Source organism: Jiella mangrovi (assembly GCF_017815135.1).
Classification (GTDB): domain Bacteria; phylum Pseudomonadota; class Alphaproteobacteria; order Rhizobiales; family Rhizobiaceae; genus Jiella; species Jiella mangrovi.
In genome coordinates this window covers 225,851-243,582 of sequence record NZ_JAGJCF010000001.1, presented here as the reverse complement: position 1 = coordinate 243,582, position 17,732 = coordinate 225,851, and the positions used below count along the sequence as shown (strand labels likewise).

Sequence of the window (17,732 nt, the reverse complement as noted above, 5' to 3'; positions counted from 1 at the left end):
CGTTTCAGCCTCCCTGCATCGGCGCGATGACCTCGATCGCGTCGCCCTCCGAAAGCGGCGTCTCGCATCGCTCGGGGGCCGGCACGAAGTCGTGGTTGAGGGCGGTGGCGAAGGGGCCTTCGCCATAGCCGAGTTCGACCAGCGCCGCCGCGAGGGTGGAGCTTGCGACCTCGGCGGGTTCCCCGTTGAGTATGATTTTCATGCCGCGATCTCCCGTGTCTGCGCCGGGCCGAAGGCGAGATCGGCGGCTCTTGCGGCGCAGTCGGGCGACAGCAGGAAGCCGTGGCGGTAAAGCCCGTTCACCGAGACGATCCGGCCCTTCCGCGTGACCCTCGGCAGATTGTCCGGGAAGGCGGGCCTCCGCCCGGCCCTCATCTCGACCACCTCGGCCTCGGCGAAGGCCGGATGCAGCGCATAGGCGGCGTTCATCAGCTCCACCGCCGAGCGCAGCCGGACCGGGCCTTCAGCCTCGCTCTCGATCATCGTCGCCCCGACCATGAAAAGCTTATCGGCGCGGGGCACCACATAGACCGGGATGCGCGGATGGAGGAGACGCACCGGGCGCGACAGACGCACGTCCGGTGTCCGCAGGATCAGCATCTCGCCGCGCACGCTGCGCAGGTCATCGGCGGCGCCGGCGATGCCGCGGCAGTCGACGACGACGTCGCCGGCGGCGGTCTCCGGCTCGAGCGGCGAGGACAGGCGGAGACAGCCGCCCAGCGCCTGCAGGCGCTCCGACAGCGCAAGGAGCGCCCGGCGCGGATCGAGATGGGCCTCGGCCGCAAAGTGCAGGCCGCCGGCAAACCGTGCGGCGAGATCCGGTTCCAGCGCCGCGATGCCGTCTGCATCCAGCGGCAGGCCCTGCCGCGTCCGCCGGCCAAAGCGCTGGACCTCGCCGGCATCGCGGGGCGGGGCGACCACCAGCGTTCCCTGCCGGGTGACGCCCGGCACCCGCTCCGCCCACCAGTCGATGGCGGCGAGCCCGGGCGCGACGATGGCCGGATCGGCGCTCTCGGCCTCGCAGAAGGGGGCAAGCATGCCACCGGCGAGCCAGGAGGCAGCGTTTGCCCCTAGGCTTTCCGAGCACTCGTGAAGCGTCACCGCCGCGCCCCGTTCGGCGAGGGTCACGGCGGTGACGAGGCCGGCGACGCCGGCCCCGATGACGGTGATCTGCATCAGGCCTACTCCGCCGGCTCTGCCCGCGCCGCGATCTCCTCCGGCGTCATGTAGAGGTCGCCGCCGGCGCGATACTTCTCGGCCATCGCCGCCATGCCCTCCTTCTGGGCCTCGGCTCTGATGTCGTGGCTGATCTTCATCGAGCAGAATTTCGGCCCGCACATGGAGCAGAAATGCGCCACCTTGTGCGCCTCCTTCGGCAGCGTCTCGTCGTGATAGAGCCGCGCCGTCTCCGGATCGAGGGAGAGGTTGAACTGATCCTCCCAGCGGAACTCGAAGCGGGCTCTGGAGAGGGCGTCGTCGCGCAGCTGCGCCGCCGGATGACCCTTGGCGAGGTCGGCGGCATGGGCCGCGATCTTGTAGGTGATGACGCCGACCTTGACGTCGTCGCGGTCCGGCAGGCCGAGATGCTCCTTCGGCGTCACGTAACAGAGCATCGCCGTGCCGAACCAGCCGATCATCGCCGCGCCGATGCCTGAGGTGATGTGGTCGTATCCGGGCGCGATGTCGGTGACGAGCGGCCCCAGCGTATAGAAGGGCGCGTCGCCGCAGAGCTGCTGCTGCTTGGTGACGTTCACCCGGATCTTGTGCATCGGCACGTGGCCGGGGCCCTCGATCATCACCTGGCAGTCCTTCGCCCGCGCGATCTTCGTCAATTCGCCGAGGGTTTCCAGCTCGGCGAACTGGGCGGCGTCGTTGGCGTCGGCGATCGAGCCGGGGCGCAGGCCATCACCGAGGGAAAACGAGACGTCATAGGCGCGGCAGATGTCGCAGATCTCGTCGAAATGCTCGTAGAGAAACGATTCCCGGTGATGATGCAGGCACCACTTGGCCATGATCGAGCCGCCGCGCGAAACGATGCCCGTCACCCGGTCGACGGTCAGCGGGATGTGCTGGAGCCGCACGCCGGCATGGATGGTGAAATAGTCGACGCCCTGTTCGGCCTGTTCGATCAGCGTATCGCGATAGACCTCCCAGGTGAGGTTTTCGGCGATGCCGTCGACCTTCTCCAGCGCCTGATAGATCGGCACGGTGCCGATGGGGACGGGGGCGTTGCGGATGATCCAGTCGCGGATGTTGTGGATGTTGCGGCCGGTGGAGAGATCCATCACCGTGTCGGCGCCCCAGCGGATCGCCCAGACCATCTTCTCGACCTCCTCGGCCATGGAGGAGGTGACGGCCGAGTTGCCGATATTGGCGTTGATCTTGGTGAGGAAGTTGCGTCCGATCGCCATCGGCTCGAGCTCGGGATGGTTGATGTTGGCGGGGATGATCGCTCGGCCCGAGGCTACCTCCTCTCGCACCCATTCGCCGGTGATGAAATTTGGGATCTCCGCCTCGAAGGGATCGCCGTCCCGTGCGCGCTGGTCCTTTTCGGCCGCGCGGCCGAGGTTCTCGCGGCCCAAATTCTCGCGAACCGCGACGAATTCCATTTCCGGCGTGACGATGCCGGCCCGCGCATAGGCGAGCTGGGTGACGGCCTTTCCGACCTTGGCGCGCAGCGGCCGGTGGGCGACGGGGAAGGCGGGGGTGAGCTTGTCGGCCGGCAGGTTGCCGTTGTCCTCGGGCTTCACGAGGCGGCCGTCGTACTCCTCGACGTCGCCGCTTGCGCGCGCCCATTCCGTGCGATGGCGGGCAAGGCCCGTGGCGATGTCGATGGCCGCATCCGGATCGGTATAGGGGCCGGAGGCGTCATAGACGGTGACCGGCGGCTCGCCCGCCGTCGGGTGGACGGCGATTTCCCTGAGCGGCACGCGGATCGCCGGGTGCGCCGTGCCGGCGAGATAGACCTTGCGCGACGCCGGCAGCGGGCCGGTGGTCACGGTCGGGGCGGTGATCTTGGAAATGACATTCATCTTGGAACTCCTTCGACGAGCGTTGGAGATCCAGTTTCTGTCGATCGGTGATCGAAAAGGCGCCGCTGATCGAATGCTTCGAAAACGCCGGCCTTTCGGCCCGATCGTCTGCCGGTCTCCCGGCATCCCGTCTTCGAATGCGCGCCGCCTTGGAGAGAGAAAAACCCGTCGGCGGCCTTCACGGCCTTCTTCCATCCCTACGCCAGTATGAACTGGATCAGGTTCGACGGGTCGCCGCGCGCTAGCGGCCTCTCAGTTCCTTGGCAGAACTCCCCGTGGACGATCAGAAGGGTAGCAGAGGGGAGGGTGGCGTCAAGCGGCCGGTCAAGGCATTCCTAAAGTTGGACAAATTGCACGGTAGGCTAAGATCGCTGAGCTGACCAATTGATTTCAAAATGCAAGAGAATCTTATATATTGAATGGTCGTTGTTAGCGTAGTTTCGATGTGCTGGGCACTGCTGGTCGCTTGAATGTCGGCGAGTGTGGCGGCCCCCAGAAAATATGTTAAAGTCAGGCAAGACGTTACAATAAGATTTTCGTAGTCTCGTTCAAGCTCGAAAATCGAGGGCGAGGTTGCAGTAAAATGATAGATCATACTAAGCTTATAATGCCTCACGTCCATCTCTTGAAGTCATTCGGAGATGGCTCAAAAAGAGGGGCTAGGATAACTGGCGCCATGCTGCCTTATATAATTGAAAATTTGATCTACTCGGGCGCTACGGAAGTAATAATCACAGACTCGTGGCGGTATTCAAATGAATATTATGACGAAATATCGAAATTACCAAAATCTGCAAAAAATTATGTAAAGATAGTTGATATAAGCAGAAGGACAGCTTTGATATCTAACGATATATTCGAATCAATATTTGATGATTTAGGAATAGAATTTGAGCGCTCGGCATACAGAATGAAGCGAGAGGCCATCTCGCGGGAAGAGGAGGTGGCGCGAAATTCTGCCATGGTCGCTCATTCGCAGCTGCCAAATTTTTTGGAAGCGCTCTTTCTCAAGTGCCATTTTCATTTCGATATGTTTGGTCTTCAGCAAGACCTGGAGAACGTAAGGAGACAGATTAAAGATCCCGAAGGGCGTATTAGAATCGCAGGAATTCAAGGTATTTTGTCAACCTATAGGCCGTTTGATTTAGCTGCTGCAACATTAATTGCAGAGGCATCTAAAGCCCAATCTGATCGATTGTTGGAAATTATACTTTCTAGCGAATTTAAAGCGCTCTCCGCGGATACGCTTATGTTAGGAGGATTAACAAATATACAGCATGTTGTCTCCCAGATAAATTTTAGAACGCGAAAACTATTAAATTCTGCCTCTGCAAAAGGTTTTCTGAGTTATACACAAAAAGCTGCCACTGCCGCCTCCGGTGTCCCGATTCCTACAACCGAGTTGGCGGATAGCTTGTTGAAGGAAGCGTTTTTGCCGCCTGTAGTAGACATGTCAGAAATCATTAATAAAGCGAAAAAAGATTTTGTGATGTCAAATCCTGATTTCAAAAGTGAGGACTATTTCGGCAGTTGGTAAAATGTTGATTGACGTGCATTTAGCTTTAAAAGGTGTTATGCCCATGTTTTATGGATTGTTGATTAGGCATTCCGAATAATGCTGTATTTTCCTCGCTCAGAACAGGCCGCGCTATCTTCTATACGCTAGAGTTGGGGAGCTCACCCCTCCAGCCCGATCGCCTGAGCCGTCGCGATGGCCGCCATGTTGACCACCCCGCGTGAGGTCACCGAGGGCGTCAGCACGTGGGCCGGCGAGGCGGCGCCGAGGAGGATCGGGCCGACATGCAGCGCGTCGGTCATCTGCTTGACGACGTTGAGGGTGATGTTGGCCGCGTCGAGGGTCGGGAAGATCAGGAGGTTGGCTTCGCCGGAAAGGGTGGAATCGGGCATCACGCGGTTGCGCATCGTCTCCGAAAGCGCGGAGTCACCATGCATCTCGCCGTCGATCTCGAGGTCCGGCAATTCGGCGCGCACCAGCTTCAGGGCCTTGCGCAGCTTCACCGTGTCCTCGGTATCGTCGGTGCCGAAATTGGAGTGGGAGACGAAGGCGGCCTTCGGATCGATGCCGAAGCGGCGCAGTTCCGCGGCCGCGAGCCGGGTCATCTCGGCGAGTTCGTCGGCATTGGGATCGCGCTGGACATAGGTGTCGAGGAAGAATTTCGTCGTCCCCTGCGTGATCAGGAGGCTCATGGCGGCGAGCTTCTTCACCCCGCGCCGCATGCCGATGATCTGGCTGATGTCGCGGACGTGATGGGGGAAGCGTCCCTCCAGCCCGCAGATCAGCGTGTCAGCCTCGCCGCGCGACACGGCGACGGCGCCGATGACCGTCGTATTGGTGCGCACCACGGTGCGGGCCGTGTCGGGGCTGACGCCCTTGCGCCCGACCTTCTGGAAATAGTGATCGACATAGTCGCGGTAGCGCGGGTCGTCCTCGGGGTTGATCACCTCGAAGTCGGTGCCGGGCCGGATCTTCAGGCCGTAGCGTTCAAGCCGGCTTTCGAGAACGGAGGGGCGGCCGATGAGGATCGGCACGCAGACCTTGTCCTCCATCAGCACCTGGGCGGCTCTCAACACTCTTTCATCCTCGCCGTCGGAGAAGATGACGCGCTTGCCGGCATTCGCGGCGATCTGGAAGATCGGCTTCATGATCATGCCGGATCGGAAGACGAAGCGGCTCAGGCGCTCGACATAGGCGTCCATGTCGGCGATCGGCCGCGAGGCGACGCCGTCCTTCTCGGCGGCCCGGGCGACGGCGGGGGCGATCTTCAGGATCAGCCGCGGATCGAAGGGGGAGGGGATCAGATAGTCCGGCCCGAAGACCGGCGTTTCCGAGCCATAGGCTTTCGCCGCAACCTCCGAGACTTCCTCGCGCGCGAGCTCGGCGATGGCGTCGGTCGCCGCCTGTTTCATTCCCTCCGTGATGCCGGTCGCGCCGCAGTCGAGCGCGCCGCGGAAGATGAAGGGGAAGCAGAGGACGTTGTTGACCTGATTGGGGAAATCCGAGCGCCCGGTGCAGATCATCGCGTCGGGGCGCACCTCGCGGGCGAGATCCGGCATGATCTCCGGCACCGGATTGGCCAGCGCCAGGATCAGCGGCTTGTCGGCCAGTTTCTTGAGGTATTCGGGCTTGAGCACGCCGGCGGCCGACAGGCCGAGAAAGACGTCGGCGCCGTCCAGCGCCTCTTCCAGCGTCCGCAACTCGGTGTCGCGGGCATAGACGTCCTTCCACCGGTCCATGGCGACCTCGCGGCCCTTGTAGACCATGCCGTCCTTGTCGGTGACGAAGATGTTTTCGAGCTTCGCCCCGAGCGAGACGAGAAGGTTGAGGCAGGCGAGCGCCGCGGCTCCCGCTCCCGACGCAACGATCTTCACCTCTTCCAGCGACTTGCCGCCGAGGCGAAGCGCGTTGCGAACCGCGGCGGCGGCGATGATGGCGGTGCCGTGCTGGTCGTCGTGAAAGACCGGGATCGCCATCTCCTCGCGCAGCCGCGCCTCGATCTCGAAGCACTCGGGCGACTTGATGTCTTCCAGGTTGATGCCGCCGAAGGTCGGCTCCAGCGCCGCGACGACCTTGCAGAAATGGTCGATCTCCAGCGCGTCGACCTCGATGTCGAAGACGTCGATGTCGGCGAATTTCTTGAACAGGACCGCCTTGCCCTCCATCACCGGCTTGGAGGCGAGCGGCCCGATATTGCCGAGGCCGAGGACGGCGGTGCCGTTGGAGATGACGGCGACGAGATTGGCGCGGCTGGTATAGTCCGCCGCAAGGCCGGGATCGCGGGCGATTTCGAGGCAGGGGGCGGCGACGCCGGGCGAATAGGCGAGCGCCAGATCGCGCTGGTTGCCGAGCGGCTTGGTCGCCTGGATGGCGAGCTTGCCAGGCTTCGGATGGCGGTGAAAGAACAGCGCCTGCTTGTCGAGATCGCTCATCGTCTCGCCGCCTTCCGGGGATTGGTTGGTGCTCATCGATGCCTGTTCCTTCTGCGGCGCTTGGTCCTGCGGTCCGCCGTCCTTCTAAACGCCGCCGGCTGCGAGGCAAACCGGATTTCGCGTGAACGAAGGCTCGTTCGCATCGGAGTTTTCCCCAGACGCGTCATATGGCTGCAATGAGAATCAGCCATTTGCGAGTAAAGCCGATAGACGGGCAAAGATAGAGCGCGAGGCTGCACTCATGACGGACGAAGCGGCAACGCGTCATTTCCGGACGCTGTTCATCTCCGACATCCATCTCGGGGCGAAGGCCTCGCAGGCCGAGATGCTGATCGATTTTCTGCGCTTCAACGACGCGGAAAAGATCTATCTGGTCGGCGACATCGTCGACGGGTGGCGCCTGAAGCGCTCCTGGAACTGGCCGCAGAGCCACAATGACGTGGTACAGAAGCTCCTGCGAAAGGCCCGCAAGGGCGCGAGCGTCATCTACGTTCCCGGCAATCACGACGAATTCCTGCGCGATTTCACCGGCAAGCATTTCGGCGGCGTCGAGGTGAAGCTGAACGACATCCACACGACCGCCGACGGGCGCCGCTTCCTGGTGATGCATGGCGACGAGTTCGACGTCGTCGTGCGCAATGCCCGGATCATCGCCTATCTCGGCGACTGGGCCTATGACGCGGCGATCGCGATCAACGTCGTCTTCAATACGATCCGCCGCAGGCTCGGCTTCCCCTACTGGTCGTTCTCCTCCTGGGCCAAGCTGAAGGTCAAGAATGCCGTCAACTTCATCGGCGCCTTCGAGGCCGCGCTCGCGGAGGAAGCCCACAAGATGGGGTGCGACGGTGTGATCTGCGGACATATCCACCACGCCCAGCTCGCCGAATACGCCAATGTCGCCTATGTAAATACCGGCGACTGGGTCGAGAGCTGCACCGCCATCGCCGAGCGTCACGACGGGTCCCTCGAGCTTATCCGGTGGGGCGAGGTCGTCGCGGCGCGCGCCCGGTCCAAGGCTATGCCGCCGCGGATCGTTTCGGAGCAGCCGATCGTGCGTCCCACCGAGGCAGCCTGAATGCAGCGTATCCTGATCGTCACCGACGCCTGGCACCCCCAGATCAACGGCGTCGTGCGCACGCTCGACAGCCTGGTCCGTGAGCTTTCGAGCCGGAATTTCACGGTCAGGGTCGTCTCGCCTCAGGATTTCCGCACCGTGCCCTGTCCGACCTATCCGGAAATCCGCCTGGCTATGACCGGCACCTACGGCATGGCCCGGATCATGGACGACTTCCAGCCGGACGCGGTGCACGTGGCGACGGAAGGGCCGATCGGTTTTGCCGCGCGGCGGGTCTGTCTGAGGCGTGGCATCGCCTTCACCACCAGCCTCCACACGCGCTTTCCCGAATATCTGCGCAAGCGTGCCCCCATCCCGGAACGCCTCACCTACGCGGTGCTGCGCTGGTTCCACAACGCCGCCAGCGCCTGCCTCGTGCCGACCGAATCCATGCGCCGGCAGCTGGAGCCGAAGGGTTTTCGCAATCTCGTCACATGGACGAGGGGCATCGACCGGCACATCTTCCGGCCGAGCGAGCCGATCGCGCTGAACCTTCCCCGTCCGATCTTCCTCAACGTCTCGCGGCTGGCGCCGGAGAAGAACATCGAGGGCTTCCTCGATCTCGATCTGCCCGGCTCCAAGCTCGTCGTCGGCGATGGGCCTTCCATGGCCGGCCTCGTCGCCCGCTATCCGGACGTGCATTTCGCCGGCATGCAGACGGGAGAGGCTCTGGCGCGATATTATTCCTCGGCAGACGTCTTCGTCTTTCCCTCCAAGACCGACACCTTCGGCAACGTCATCATCGAAGCGCTCGCCTGCGGTGTTCCGGTGGCGGCCTTTCCCGAGCCCGGTCCCAACGACGTGATCGCCGACTCCGGGGCCGGCGCGATCTCGCACGACCTGCGCGAGGCCTGCCTCGCCGCACTCGCCATCGATCGTAACGTCGCGTTCGAGCGCTCCTTCGCCTACGACTGGGAGGCCTGTGCGGAGATCTTTCTGGAGCACGCCTTCGGCGCGTCCCGCGCCATGCCGCAAGAAACCCCCGTCGTCGCCTGATACTTAAAAAATCGGTCTGGTCAGCCCGTCTCCAGCCTTCCCTGCGAGATTGCGCGGGAAGGGCGGCGGCGCGGACGAGACCGGACCGCACTGCGACACGGTTTCCCTTCCGTCTGCCTTGCAAGCCACGGTCCGGCCGTTTCCGGTTGCCGGAGGTCTGGCGGGGAGACGTCGGCCGAGCAGACGGATTTCAGTTGCGGAGGAGGCAAGGTGGTCGCAGGGTTTTTCACGTTCGGTGCGCGTCTCGTCGCGGTTTTGGGGATCGTCCTGTCAAGCGCGCTCCCGGCAGTGACGGCCCCGGCCTTGCCCGCCGGCTGGCTCGCGGGGCCGGACGAGGATGCTGTGATCGAAATCGGCCAGCGTTTCGACTGTTCTGGGCCGGGTTGTCCGGCCGATCTGTCCTGCCTCTACGCGCTCGGCCCGCCGCGTCCGCCGGGATCCTGGCCGATCGACACGGACTTCATGCTCGATCAGACGCTGATGCCATGGGAGGACGTCGAGGTCTGGTTCGTCGAAAAGGCGAAGTCGATGCGCCAGGAGCTTGCCGATGATCCGCTCGTCAGGAGCGATCGCTTCGAGGCGCGCAACGCGCCCCATGCCGAGGATCTCGGAGGCAGGGAATATGTCCTGCGCAACTACCGAATGGCCTCGACCGGGCGAACCTTCGACCTCGACGCCTATCTGTGGAGCAAAAAGGGGCGCCTGCGGATCGCGTTCTGCCTGAGGCCGTCCGGCGGCGACAGGGTTCGCATGGTCTTGCCGGCCGTCAAAGACCTTCTCGCTTATCTGCGTGCCCGCGACGACACGCCGGCCGCGAACTGACAAAGGGGGCGAGGGGGAAGCGCGACCGTCCGTAAAGGCATCGCTCCAGCGGATCAATGAATGAGTGGGTCGATCCCTCGCAGCGTGATCCTGCGGCCGTGTCTTCGCTCCTGTCATCACGAAACCCTGTTGCAACCCGCCCTTTGCCTCGGCGTTTTACGCCCATGACAATCGAAAGGTCCGTTATGCATCGCCTTTGCGCCGCTCTGATCGCGACCCTATGTCTCGGCGGATGCGTCGATCGCGCGCCGGGCGAAGGTCGTGATCGTCCGAGCGCAAGGCAGATTTACGGGCTCGATACCCCGTCCGGCGGGCTCGTTCCCGGTCAGGTGGCGCGCTGAGGCGGCGCCATCCGCGATCACGGGGCTGACAGCTCAGGTTGAAAGGTTGAAGACATGACCACCAAGACTGGCAGATTGACGGCCGTTGCCGCCTTGTCCGCCGTCCTCGCATTTCCCGCGATGGCGCAGGCTCAAGACTATCGAACCGGCGAGCGTGGCCCGGGCGTCATCCTTTCCAACCGCGAACGCGAGGTCGCCTATCCGGTTCGTCTGCCCGATGGCAGGGTCGTCCAGCGGGCGGGCAGTGACGGAATTGCCTGGCTCTTCGGGATTGGCGGCGTCTATGGCAAAGCCTCGGCTTTGCCGCTCGTGAACGGCGCGACCCCCTCCATTATGCGATCGACGCCCTCGGGCGGGATCGTGCCGGGCCAGAACCCGCGCTGACCGCGAGCGCCTGGAGTTTGCGCGCATGGACGACGCGCTCACTCCAGGGCCGATGTGTCCTGCCGATCCCGGGACAGTGGCCGATATCGCAAAGGCGTTCCGTAGAATGGATGGCCCGTCCTCTCTGGATGCCAACCTGCCGAACCGGGCTTTGTCGTAACCTCCGGCGCAAGAAGCATCATACGGGCCCATCACTTCGGCTGCCGCATTCCGGCGGATCGGTGCGACGGCTCGGATGCTCCTGAAGCTTTGGCGGTCTGCCATCTTCGCTTTCGGTGAAGCTGCAGGGCCAACAAACCGGCACATTTGGGGAGCACGTGCGACGCGGTTCAGCGGAACCATCTCCTCCCACGAAAGACGAACATGCCGTTCCATTCGCTCTCGAAACTTGCCGCCATCGCGCTCGTCGGCCTTCTCTGCGCATGCGCTTCGAAGCCCGTCAGCGACCCGGGCGGACGATGGATGAAGCAGACCGAGACGATCGACAACTCTCTTTTTCAGTAAGGATCCGGCGTCCCATCCGGTTGCCTCGCGCGACGACGATATGCCAGACAGGGCGACCATGAGAGCACGATTTCTTCCGACCTCATGGGAACACAGCCATGCCCGAATTCGCAGTGCGCCCCAACGCGCCCTTCGATCTCAACCCGCTTCAGCGGCTGCTTGCCGACGAAGCCGATCTCCTGCGTGTCAATCCGAGCGCCAAACACCCGTTCGATCCGCTCGAATGGCAGGAAAAGTGGCTGAACGAGCCCGACGACGCGTCCTTTTATCTGGTCGATGATCGCGGCCGCGAAGTTGGTTTCTTCGCCCTGAGGATCGGGATCGGACCTGAGGTTCGCCATCTCGTCTATGTCTTTGTCGAGGAAGCATCGCGCGGTGGTGCGGGCAAGGAACTTGCCGCCCATGCCGAAGCCATGGCGCGAAGCCTCGGTGCCATTTCCATCACCCTCAAGGTCGAACTCGACAACGAACCGGCCCTCGCGGTCTATCACGCTGCGGGATACGAGGAGCTCGGCCGCACGAACGGCATGGCGACCATGCGGCTCGACTTCGTCTGAGGCGTTTGCGGGATTGGGCGTTGCCGGAGCGCCCCGAGCCGGAGCGCCCGATGCCGGATCGACCCAGCCCCGAGCTTCTATGCCGGGCCGCATGGTGCCTGCGCGGGCCGTCAGGCCGGTCCGCCACGAGTGCAGCACGCCATGGCTTTGCGGCAGACATCGTCACCTTCGATCAGACTTCATTGTTGCCCTTACCCATATGACGTCGTCCGTGCGAATTTGCCCGACCACGCTTTGACCCGGCCGGCACGGTCAGGCGGCCGCCGCGAGCCTCTCGCCTGGCAACCGATAGGAAATCGCCTCGGCGAGATGCACGCGCTGCACGCTTTCGGCCCCGTCGAGGTCGGCAAGCGTTCGCGCGACCTTCAGAATGCGGTGATAGGCTCTCGCCGAGAACTTCATCTGCTCGGCCGCGTCGTGCAGGAGTTGCGTTGCCGGCCGATCCATTGACGCGATGTCCTCGACCATATTGGCCGGGCAATGGGCATTCAGCGTTTCGGCCGGCAGGCCAAGGCCGGTGAAGCGGTCCGTCTGGCGTTCGCGCGCGGCGATCACCCGCGCAAGGACGGCCGCGGAGGCTTCGGCCGGGGCCGGCCGGATCAGATCGGAGGCCGTTACCGACGGCACCTCGACCCTCAGATCGACGCGGTCGAGCAATGGGCCGGAAATTCGCGACTGATACTCGCTGACACAGCGCGGGCCTCTGGCGCATCGGTGCCCCGGCTCTCCGGCCATGCCGCATCGGCACGGATTCATCGCGCCGACGAGCTGGAACTTGGCGGGATAGGTGACGCGGTGATTGGCCCGGGCAATGACACTTTCGCCGCCTTCGAGCGGCTGGCGCAACGAGTCGAGGACGACGGGTGAGAATTCGGGAAGTTCGTCGACGAAGAGAACGCCGCGATGGGCGAGCGACACCTCGCCGGGGCGCGCCCTCAGGCCGCCTCCGACCATTGCGGCCATGGACGCCGAGTGATGCGGGCTGCGAAACGGGCGGCGGTCGGAGAGCTTGCCGCCGGTCAGTTCTCCGGCGATCGATGCGATCATCGAGACTTCCAGAAGCTCGCGCGGCGCCAGCGGCGGCAGGATCGAGGGAAGGCGCTGGGCGAGCATCGACTTGCCGGAACCCGGCGGGCCGACCATCAGGAGATTGTGTCCACCGGCGGCAGCGACTTCCAACGCCCGCTTGGCGACGAACTGACCCTTGATGTCGGCAAGGTCCGGCAGGTTGGTCGGGGCCGCACGGATCGCGGGTTCTGGACGCGCGATCACCTGAGTGCCGCGGAAATGGTTGGCGATCTGGATGAGGCTGCGCGCGGCGACGATGTTCATGTCGGCGCTCGCCCAGGCCGCCTCCGGTCCGCATTCAGCCGGGCAGACAAGGCCCATTTCCAGCGCATTGGCGCGCATTGCGGCGGGCAGGACACCGGCAACCGGTGTGATCATGCCGTCGAGCGAAAGTTCGCCGAGGACGCAATAGTCGGCCAGAACATCGGATGGGACGGCGCCGAGCGCGACCATCAGGCCGAGCGCGATCGGAAGATCGTAGTGGCTGCCCTCCTTGGGCAGGTCGGCGGGCGCGAGATTGACCGTCACTTTCTTGGGCGGCATCGAAAGGCCCGAGGCGTGCAGGGCGGCCTGGACCCGCTCGCGGCTTTCCGCAACGGCCTTGTCCGGCAATCCGACGATCTGGATGCCGACCTTGCCCGGAGCGACCATGACCTGGACGTCGACCGGGACGGCGTCGATGCCCTGGAATGCGACTGTCTTGACGCGCGACACCATCGGCCGCCCTCCTGAACAAGGCGCCGGCAGGCGCTCTTAAGGGTTGTCTTACGCACTTATGCACCTCAGCATGCTTGCGAGGATAAAACAAGAACTTTCATCGAACAAAAAGCGGTTGCGTGCGAAGTCTCTATCTGGCAGCGTTGTCTTCCTGGCTGATTGTCTGCGAGAGGGGAGCCGTGGTCGGTCGATCGTTCGAGGCCTGACGAAACGAAGGGATGCCGAAGTTGCAAGAACTTTTGGACAGGGGTTTTTGACGGTGCGGCAAGCGTCATCGCGAGCCAGGGCGTTGTGGCTCGTCGCCGAGAACTTGGCCAAATTCAGATCCGAGACGCTGGGTGAGCCGGGCCCGGGCGAGGTTCTGGTCGCGGCAAAGTTCGGGGCGATCAGTCGCGGGACGGAAGCCCTGGTTGCGGCGGGCGCCGTTCCTGAAAGCGAGTGGTCGCGGATGCGGGCGCCGTTTCAGGCGGGCGAGTTCCCGTTCCCGGTGAAATATGGCTACGCCACGGTCGGCCAAATCGTCGGAGGGGACGACGCGCGGTTCGGCGAATGGGTGTTCTGTCTCTATCCGCATCAGGATCGCTTCGTCTTACCCGGCGAGGCGGCGGTCCGACTTTCTTCGGACGTCCCGCCCGAGCGCACGGTTCTGGCCGCGAACATGGAAACGGCGCTCAACGTCGTCTGGGACGCCGGCATTCTGCCGGGAGACGACGTGGCGATCATCGGCGGGGGCGTCGTCGGTCTTCTCGTGGCGTTCATCGCGGCGCGGATCCCGGCGACACGGACCACCGTCGTCGACGTCAATCGCGATCGCGCGGAAGTGGCGCACGCGCTCGGTCTCGATTTTACGACCCCGGCGGAGTTGCCGCACGACTGCGACGTGGTGGTTCATGCCTCGGCGAGCGAAGCGGGGCTTGCGAGCGCGATCGAGGCCGCTGGTCTCGAGGCGCGGATCGTCGAGGCCAGCTGGTATGGGCAGCGGGCGCCGAACGTGCCCCTGGGCGGGGCTTTCCATAGCCGGCGGCTGTCGATCGTCGGCTCGCAGGTCGGCAGCCTGCCGGCCGGCCGGGCCGTCCGCTGGAGCCATCGCCGGCGGCTCGAGGCGGCCATGCGCCTTCTTGCCGACGAGCGGCTCGACAGGCTGGTGACCGGCGAGACCGGTTTCGGCGAGCTTGATTCCCGCTACATCGACATCCTTGCAGATCCGGCCACCCTCTGCCATCGCATCCGGTATGACTGACGAGACCAACTGAGCAAAGGAAGCCGCCGATGTTTGCCGTCGAGGTCCGGGACCACATGATGATTGCCCACAGCCTGCCCCGCCCGGTCTTCGGGCCGGCGCAAGCCATGCATGGCGCGACCTATGTGGTCGATGTCGCCTTCTTCGCCGAGGAGCTCGATGACGACGGGCTGGCCGTGGATATCGGCCTGGCAAGCGCGCTGCTCAAATCCGTGCTCGAGCCGCTGAACTACAAGAACCTCGATGAGATCGAGGATTTTCGCGGCAAGGTCACGACGACGGAGTTTCTGGCCAAATATCTGTTCGATCGCCTGGCCGAGAAGATCGCGGACGGGGCGTTGGGCGAAGGCGGCGGCCAGATCGGTCGTCTCAAGGTCTGCCTCGGCGAATCCCATGTCGCCCGGGCCTGGTTCGAGGGGGCGTTGTGAGTGGACGCCGGGTCGTCTTCGCGATCCCGGGCGACATCGACACTCCGAGTGGCGGCTACGGTTACGATCGGCGGCTGATCGCCGAATTGCGGTCGAGTGGGTGGCAGGTCGAGATTCTGTCCCTGCCGGGCGGGTTTCCGCAGCCGACGGCGGCGGAGCTCGATCGCACCGCGGCTGCCTTTGCGGGGCTTGCGAACGGGGCCCTGGTTCTCGTCGATGGCCTCGCCTTCGGGGCGATGCCGCAGATCGCGGCGCGGGAAGCGGATCGGTTGCGGCTCGTCGCTCTCCTGCACCATCCGCTTTGTCTTGAAACCGGGCTCGACGCGGCGCTGCGACGGGAACTGGAGGCGAGCGAGCGAGAGGCGCTTAGTGCCGCCCGCTCGGTCGTCGTCACCAGTCCGGCGACGGCCGGGACCGTGGCTGCCACCTTCGCCGTGCCGATGGAGCGCCTGACAGTGGCGCCGCCCGGCACCGACCAGCCGACAGGCCAACGCGGTCGTATTGGCGGTCACGACCGGCCAGATCCGGTTGCAGAGCCGCCGACGATCCTGTCGATCGGGACTTTGATCCCGCGCAAGGACCATGCGACGCTCGTCGAAGGCCTGAAGGCTGTCGCCGATCTCGACTGGCGGTGCCGGCTTGTCGGATCGAAAACCGCGGACGAGCGAACCGTCAATGCTTTGGCGCAGCAGGTCAGGGAGCTGGACCTTACCGATCGGATCGAACTCGTGGGCGCTCTTCCCGATGTCTCCGCGGAATATGCGACGGCCGATCTGTTCGTTCTCGCCAGCCGCTATGAGGGCTATGGCATGGTCTTCGCCGAAGCGATGGCATATGGCCTGCCGATCGTTTTCTGCGCCGAGGGCGCCCCGCGCGACCTCGTCCCGGCGAGCGCCGGGCGTCGCTTCGAGCCGGGCGATGCGACGGGGCTGGGAGAGGCTTTGCGAGAGCTGCTGACCGATGGTGAGGCGAGGCAGACGGCGGCGCGGGCGGCCCTTGATGCCGGGCGAAAACTGCCTTCCTGGCGTGATGCCGCGACGATCGTCGCCGGGGCGCTTCTTGAGGTTGGAGAGATGGTTTGAGCGGATTTGCAGAGACCTGGCTCGCCCTGCGGGAGCCGGCCGATCAGCGTGCCCGCGACCCCGGGCTGATGCGCCGGGCGCTCGAATGGGTAAGGGATGCGCAAGGCACCGCCACGCTCGTGGATCTCGGCTGCGGAGCCGGCGCCACCCTCGCAGCCTTCGACGAGGCGTCGCCCGCAAACGCGCAGGTCTGCCACTGGCGCCTGATCGACGACGATCCAGCGCTTCTTGGCGCAGCGATGGAGCGAGCGTCCGGGCTCGGAGCGAAGGCCGAACCCTGCCGCGTCGACCTGTCGGATGTCGCGGACATTCCGCTCGACGGCGCCCGTCTCGTCACGGCCTCAGCGCTGTTCGATCTCGCCTCGCGCGACTTTGTCGCCGCACTCGTCGATCGGCTCGCGAAAGAGGGAACGGCGCTTTATGCCGTGCTGAATTACGACGGTTCGACGACGTTCTCGCCGGCCCATTCGCTGGACGGGATCGTCGTCGCCGGGTTCAATCGCCATCAGTTGCGGCCGAAGGGCCTCGGCAGCGGCGCCTCGCTCGGCCCGGCGGCCGCTCGCGCGCTGGCCGAAGCGCTGCAAGCGCGGGGCTATGACGTCATGCTGGCCGACAGCCCATGGCAGCTCGAAGGACGCGATCGCGAGCTTGCGATTGCGCATATCGAAGGTGTCGCCGCAGCCGTCGCGGAACTGGGCGTTCTCGATGCGGCCGAACTGGATGACTGGCGAAAGATGCGCATTGCCAACTGCGCCGATGGCCGCGCGACCGTCGGCCATCTCGACCTTCTGGCAATTCCGGGCTGAGCCAGAAGAGGGCGGCTCAGACCAAAAGCCGGCCCTCTCTCAGAGGTGACTAAAGAGAAGGCCGCGGCCCTGCCGAAGTGCCTTGGGCGGCCTACAGCATGCGATGGAGCGTCTTGTCCCGGCGCAGAACGTGGTGTTGTAGGACGCCGGCGAAATGTAGACAGAACAGGACGAGGATCGACCAGCCGAGGAAGGCGTGGATGCCCATTAGGGTGGGGGCGAGGTCCGATTTGCCGATCGGGCTCCACACGGTGACGAGACCGAACCAGTCGAGCGGGAAGCCGAAGGCGTTGGTCGCCAGAAAGCCGACGATGGGCTGTGCGATCAAGGCGGCATAGAGCAGAAAGTGAACGGTCGCCGCGAGGCGCTTCTGCAGGACCGGCATCTCCGGCTCGGGAGGCGGGGTATGAATCAGCCGGACGGCCAGCCGGGCGAGCATCAGCCACAGGATCAGGAACCCCAGCGATTCGTGGATGAAGTAGAAGGGCGTCTTCGCGTCGTCCTTGATGAACTCGATGACGAAGCCGACCGGCCACACGACGAGAACGAGGAGCGCAACGACCCAATGCGCGACCCTTGCAAGGGGGTGGTAGGTTTCCACGTCCGAGACGAGGGCCTGGTGTTCCATGGTCATGGCGATGAGCTTTCCCGCTGCGCTGTTCATCGTTCGGCCATAACCGGTATTTCGTTCCG

At 64.1% G+C, this 17,732-nt stretch carries 16 protein-coding genes and 1 riboswitch; of the genes, 10 read left to right on the top strand and 6 right to left on the bottom strand.

Annotated features, from left to right (window positions below):
- Window positions 1-4: 4 nt before the first annotated feature.
- Genes thiS through thiC form a run of 3 tightly spaced genes read right to left on the bottom strand, consistent with a single transcriptional unit; the run spans window position 5 to window position 3,032 of the window.
- Window positions 5-202, bottom strand: a complete 198-nt coding sequence (thiS, locus tag J6595_RS01085) for a sulfur carrier protein ThiS (protein ID WP_209592593.1) — start codon at window positions 200-202, stop codon at window positions 5-7.
- Window positions 199-1,176, bottom strand: a complete 978-nt coding sequence (locus tag J6595_RS01080) for an FAD-dependent oxidoreductase (RefSeq protein ID WP_209592592.1) — start codon at window positions 1,174-1,176, stop codon at window positions 199-201. The genes thiS and J6595_RS01080 overlap by 4 nt, the downstream gene beginning before the upstream one ends.
- Window positions 1,177-1,181: 5 nt before the next feature.
- Complete coding sequence (gene thiC, locus J6595_RS01075; protein WP_209592590.1) at window positions 1,182-3,032, bottom strand: phosphomethylpyrimidine synthase ThiC; 1,851 nt, start codon at window positions 3,030-3,032, stop codon at window positions 1,182-1,184.
- 177 nt (window positions 3,033-3,209) lie between these two features.
- Window positions 3,210-3,318, bottom strand: a riboswitch (TPP riboswitch).
- A gap of 297 nt (window positions 3,319-3,615) precedes the next feature.
- Here thiC and J6595_RS01070 point away from each other — a divergent pair.
- Window positions 3,616-4,569 carry a hypothetical protein gene (locus J6595_RS01070; RefSeq protein WP_209592589.1) on the top strand — a complete coding sequence of 318 codons (954 nt, stop codon included), beginning with the start codon at window positions 3,616-3,618 and terminating at the stop codon, window positions 4,567-4,569.
- Between the two features lie 140 nt (window positions 4,570-4,709).
- Here the strand turns inward: J6595_RS01070 and J6595_RS01065 are convergent, their stop codons facing one another.
- The gene (locus J6595_RS01065; RefSeq protein WP_209592588.1) at window positions 4,710-7,016 is read right to left on the bottom strand and encodes an NADP-dependent malic enzyme; all 2,307 of its coding nucleotides are present in this window, start codon (window positions 7,014-7,016) and stop codon (window positions 4,710-4,712) included.
- A 205-nt stretch (window positions 7,017-7,221) separates the two neighbouring features.
- Between J6595_RS01065 and J6595_RS01060 the strand changes: the two genes are divergently transcribed.
- The 5 genes from J6595_RS01060 to J6595_RS01040 all read left to right on the top strand — a co-directional run bounded on the left by J6595_RS01060 (window position 7,222) and on the right by J6595_RS01040 (window position 11,698).
- On the top strand, window positions 7,222-8,055 hold the full coding sequence (locus J6595_RS01060; RefSeq protein WP_209592586.1) for a UDP-2,3-diacylglucosamine diphosphatase: 834 nt from the start codon (window positions 7,222-7,224) through the stop codon (window positions 8,053-8,055).
- Window positions 8,056-9,090: a glycosyltransferase family 4 protein gene (locus J6595_RS01055; protein WP_209592584.1), complete on the top strand. Its 1,035-nt coding sequence runs from the start codon at window positions 8,056-8,058 to the stop codon at window positions 9,088-9,090. It abuts the gene before it with no gap.
- Between the two features lie 210 nt (window positions 9,091-9,300).
- On the top strand, window positions 9,301-9,912 hold the full coding sequence (locus J6595_RS01050) for a hypothetical protein (RefSeq protein ID WP_209592582.1): 612 nt from the start codon (window positions 9,301-9,303) through the stop codon (window positions 9,910-9,912).
- A gap of 395 nt (window positions 9,913-10,307) precedes the next feature.
- Window positions 10,308-10,637: a hypothetical protein gene (locus J6595_RS01045; RefSeq protein ID WP_209592581.1), complete on the top strand. Its 330-nt coding sequence runs from the start codon at window positions 10,308-10,310 to the stop codon at window positions 10,635-10,637.
- 602 nt (window positions 10,638-11,239) lie between these two features.
- Window positions 11,240-11,698, top strand: coding sequence for a GNAT family N-acetyltransferase (locus J6595_RS01040; protein ID WP_209592579.1), 459 nt, complete (start codon window positions 11,240-11,242; stop codon window positions 11,696-11,698).
- Between the two features lie 252 nt (window positions 11,699-11,950).
- Here the strand turns inward: J6595_RS01040 and J6595_RS01035 are convergent, their stop codons facing one another.
- Entirely contained in the window at window positions 11,951-13,483 is a 1,533-nt protein-coding gene (locus tag J6595_RS01035; protein ID WP_209592577.1) for a YifB family Mg chelatase-like AAA ATPase, read from the bottom strand.
- A gap of 310 nt (window positions 13,484-13,793) precedes the next feature.
- Here J6595_RS01035 and J6595_RS01030 point away from each other — a divergent pair, with 310 nt between their 5' ends.
- Genes J6595_RS01030 through J6595_RS01015 form a run of 4 tightly spaced genes read left to right on the top strand, consistent with a single transcriptional unit; the run spans window position 13,794 to window position 17,039 of the window.
- A complete protein-coding gene (locus J6595_RS01030) occupies window positions 13,794-14,723 on the top strand; it encodes a zinc-dependent alcohol dehydrogenase (RefSeq protein ID WP_245197519.1) in 930 nt (309 codons plus the stop codon).
- A 29-nt stretch (window positions 14,724-14,752) separates the two neighbouring features.
- A complete protein-coding gene (locus J6595_RS01025; protein WP_209592576.1) occupies window positions 14,753-15,151 on the top strand; it encodes a 6-pyruvoyl trahydropterin synthase family protein in 399 nt (132 codons plus the stop codon).
- Window positions 15,148-16,233, top strand: a complete 1,086-nt coding sequence (locus J6595_RS22805) for a glycosyltransferase family 4 protein (protein ID WP_209592574.1) — start codon at window positions 15,148-15,150, stop codon at window positions 16,231-16,233. The genes J6595_RS01025 and J6595_RS22805 overlap by 4 nt, the downstream gene beginning before the upstream one ends.
- Window positions 16,230-17,039, top strand: a complete 810-nt coding sequence (locus J6595_RS01015) for a class I SAM-dependent methyltransferase (RefSeq protein ID WP_209592573.1) — start codon at window positions 16,230-16,232, stop codon at window positions 17,037-17,039. The genes J6595_RS22805 and J6595_RS01015 overlap by 4 nt, the downstream gene beginning before the upstream one ends.
- A gap of 91 nt (window positions 17,040-17,130) precedes the next feature.
- On the opposite strand, the gene J6595_RS01010 is transcribed toward J6595_RS01015, so the two are convergent.
- A complete protein-coding gene (locus J6595_RS01010) occupies window positions 17,131-17,673 on the bottom strand; it encodes a cytochrome b (protein WP_209592571.1) in 543 nt (180 codons plus the stop codon).
- Between the last annotated feature and the right edge of the window lie 59 nt (window positions 17,674-17,732).

Excerpts from the sequence above, each read along its gene's own strand:
- thiS (WP_209592593.1), bottom strand. The coding sequence starts at position 202 with ATGAAAATCATACTCAACGGGGAACCCGCCGAGGTCGCAAGCTCCACC.
- J6595_RS01080 (WP_209592592.1), bottom strand. The coding sequence starts at position 1,176 with ATGCAGATCACCGTCATCGGGGCCGGCGTCGCCGGCCTCGTCACCGCC.
- thiC (WP_209592590.1), bottom strand. The coding sequence starts at position 3,032 with ATGAATGTCATTTCCAAGATCACCGCCCCGACCGTGACCACCGGCCCG.
- J6595_RS01070 (WP_209592589.1), top strand. The coding sequence starts at position 3,616 with ATGATAGATCATACTAAGCTTATAATGCCTCACGTCCATCTCTTGAAG.
- J6595_RS01065 (WP_209592588.1), bottom strand. The coding sequence starts at position 7,016 with ATGAGCACCAACCAATCCCCGGAAGGCGGCGAGACGATGAGCGATCTC.
- J6595_RS01060 (WP_209592586.1), top strand. The coding sequence starts at position 7,222 with ATGACGGACGAAGCGGCAACGCGTCATTTCCGGACGCTGTTCATCTCC.
- J6595_RS01055 (WP_209592584.1), top strand. The coding sequence starts at position 8,056 with ATGCAGCGTATCCTGATCGTCACCGACGCCTGGCACCCCCAGATCAAC.
- J6595_RS01045 (WP_209592581.1), top strand. The coding sequence starts at position 10,308 with ATGACCACCAAGACTGGCAGATTGACGGCCGTTGCCGCCTTGTCCGCC.
- J6595_RS01040 (WP_209592579.1), top strand. The coding sequence starts at position 11,240 with ATGCCCGAATTCGCAGTGCGCCCCAACGCGCCCTTCGATCTCAACCCG.
- J6595_RS01035 (WP_209592577.1), bottom strand. The coding sequence starts at position 13,483 with ATGGTGTCGCGCGTCAAGACAGTCGCATTCCAGGGCATCGACGCCGTC.
- J6595_RS01025 (WP_209592576.1), top strand. The coding sequence starts at position 14,753 with ATGTTTGCCGTCGAGGTCCGGGACCACATGATGATTGCCCACAGCCTG.
- J6595_RS01010 (WP_209592571.1), bottom strand. The coding sequence starts at position 17,673 with ATGACCATGGAACACCAGGCCCTCGTCTCGGACGTGGAAACCTACCAC.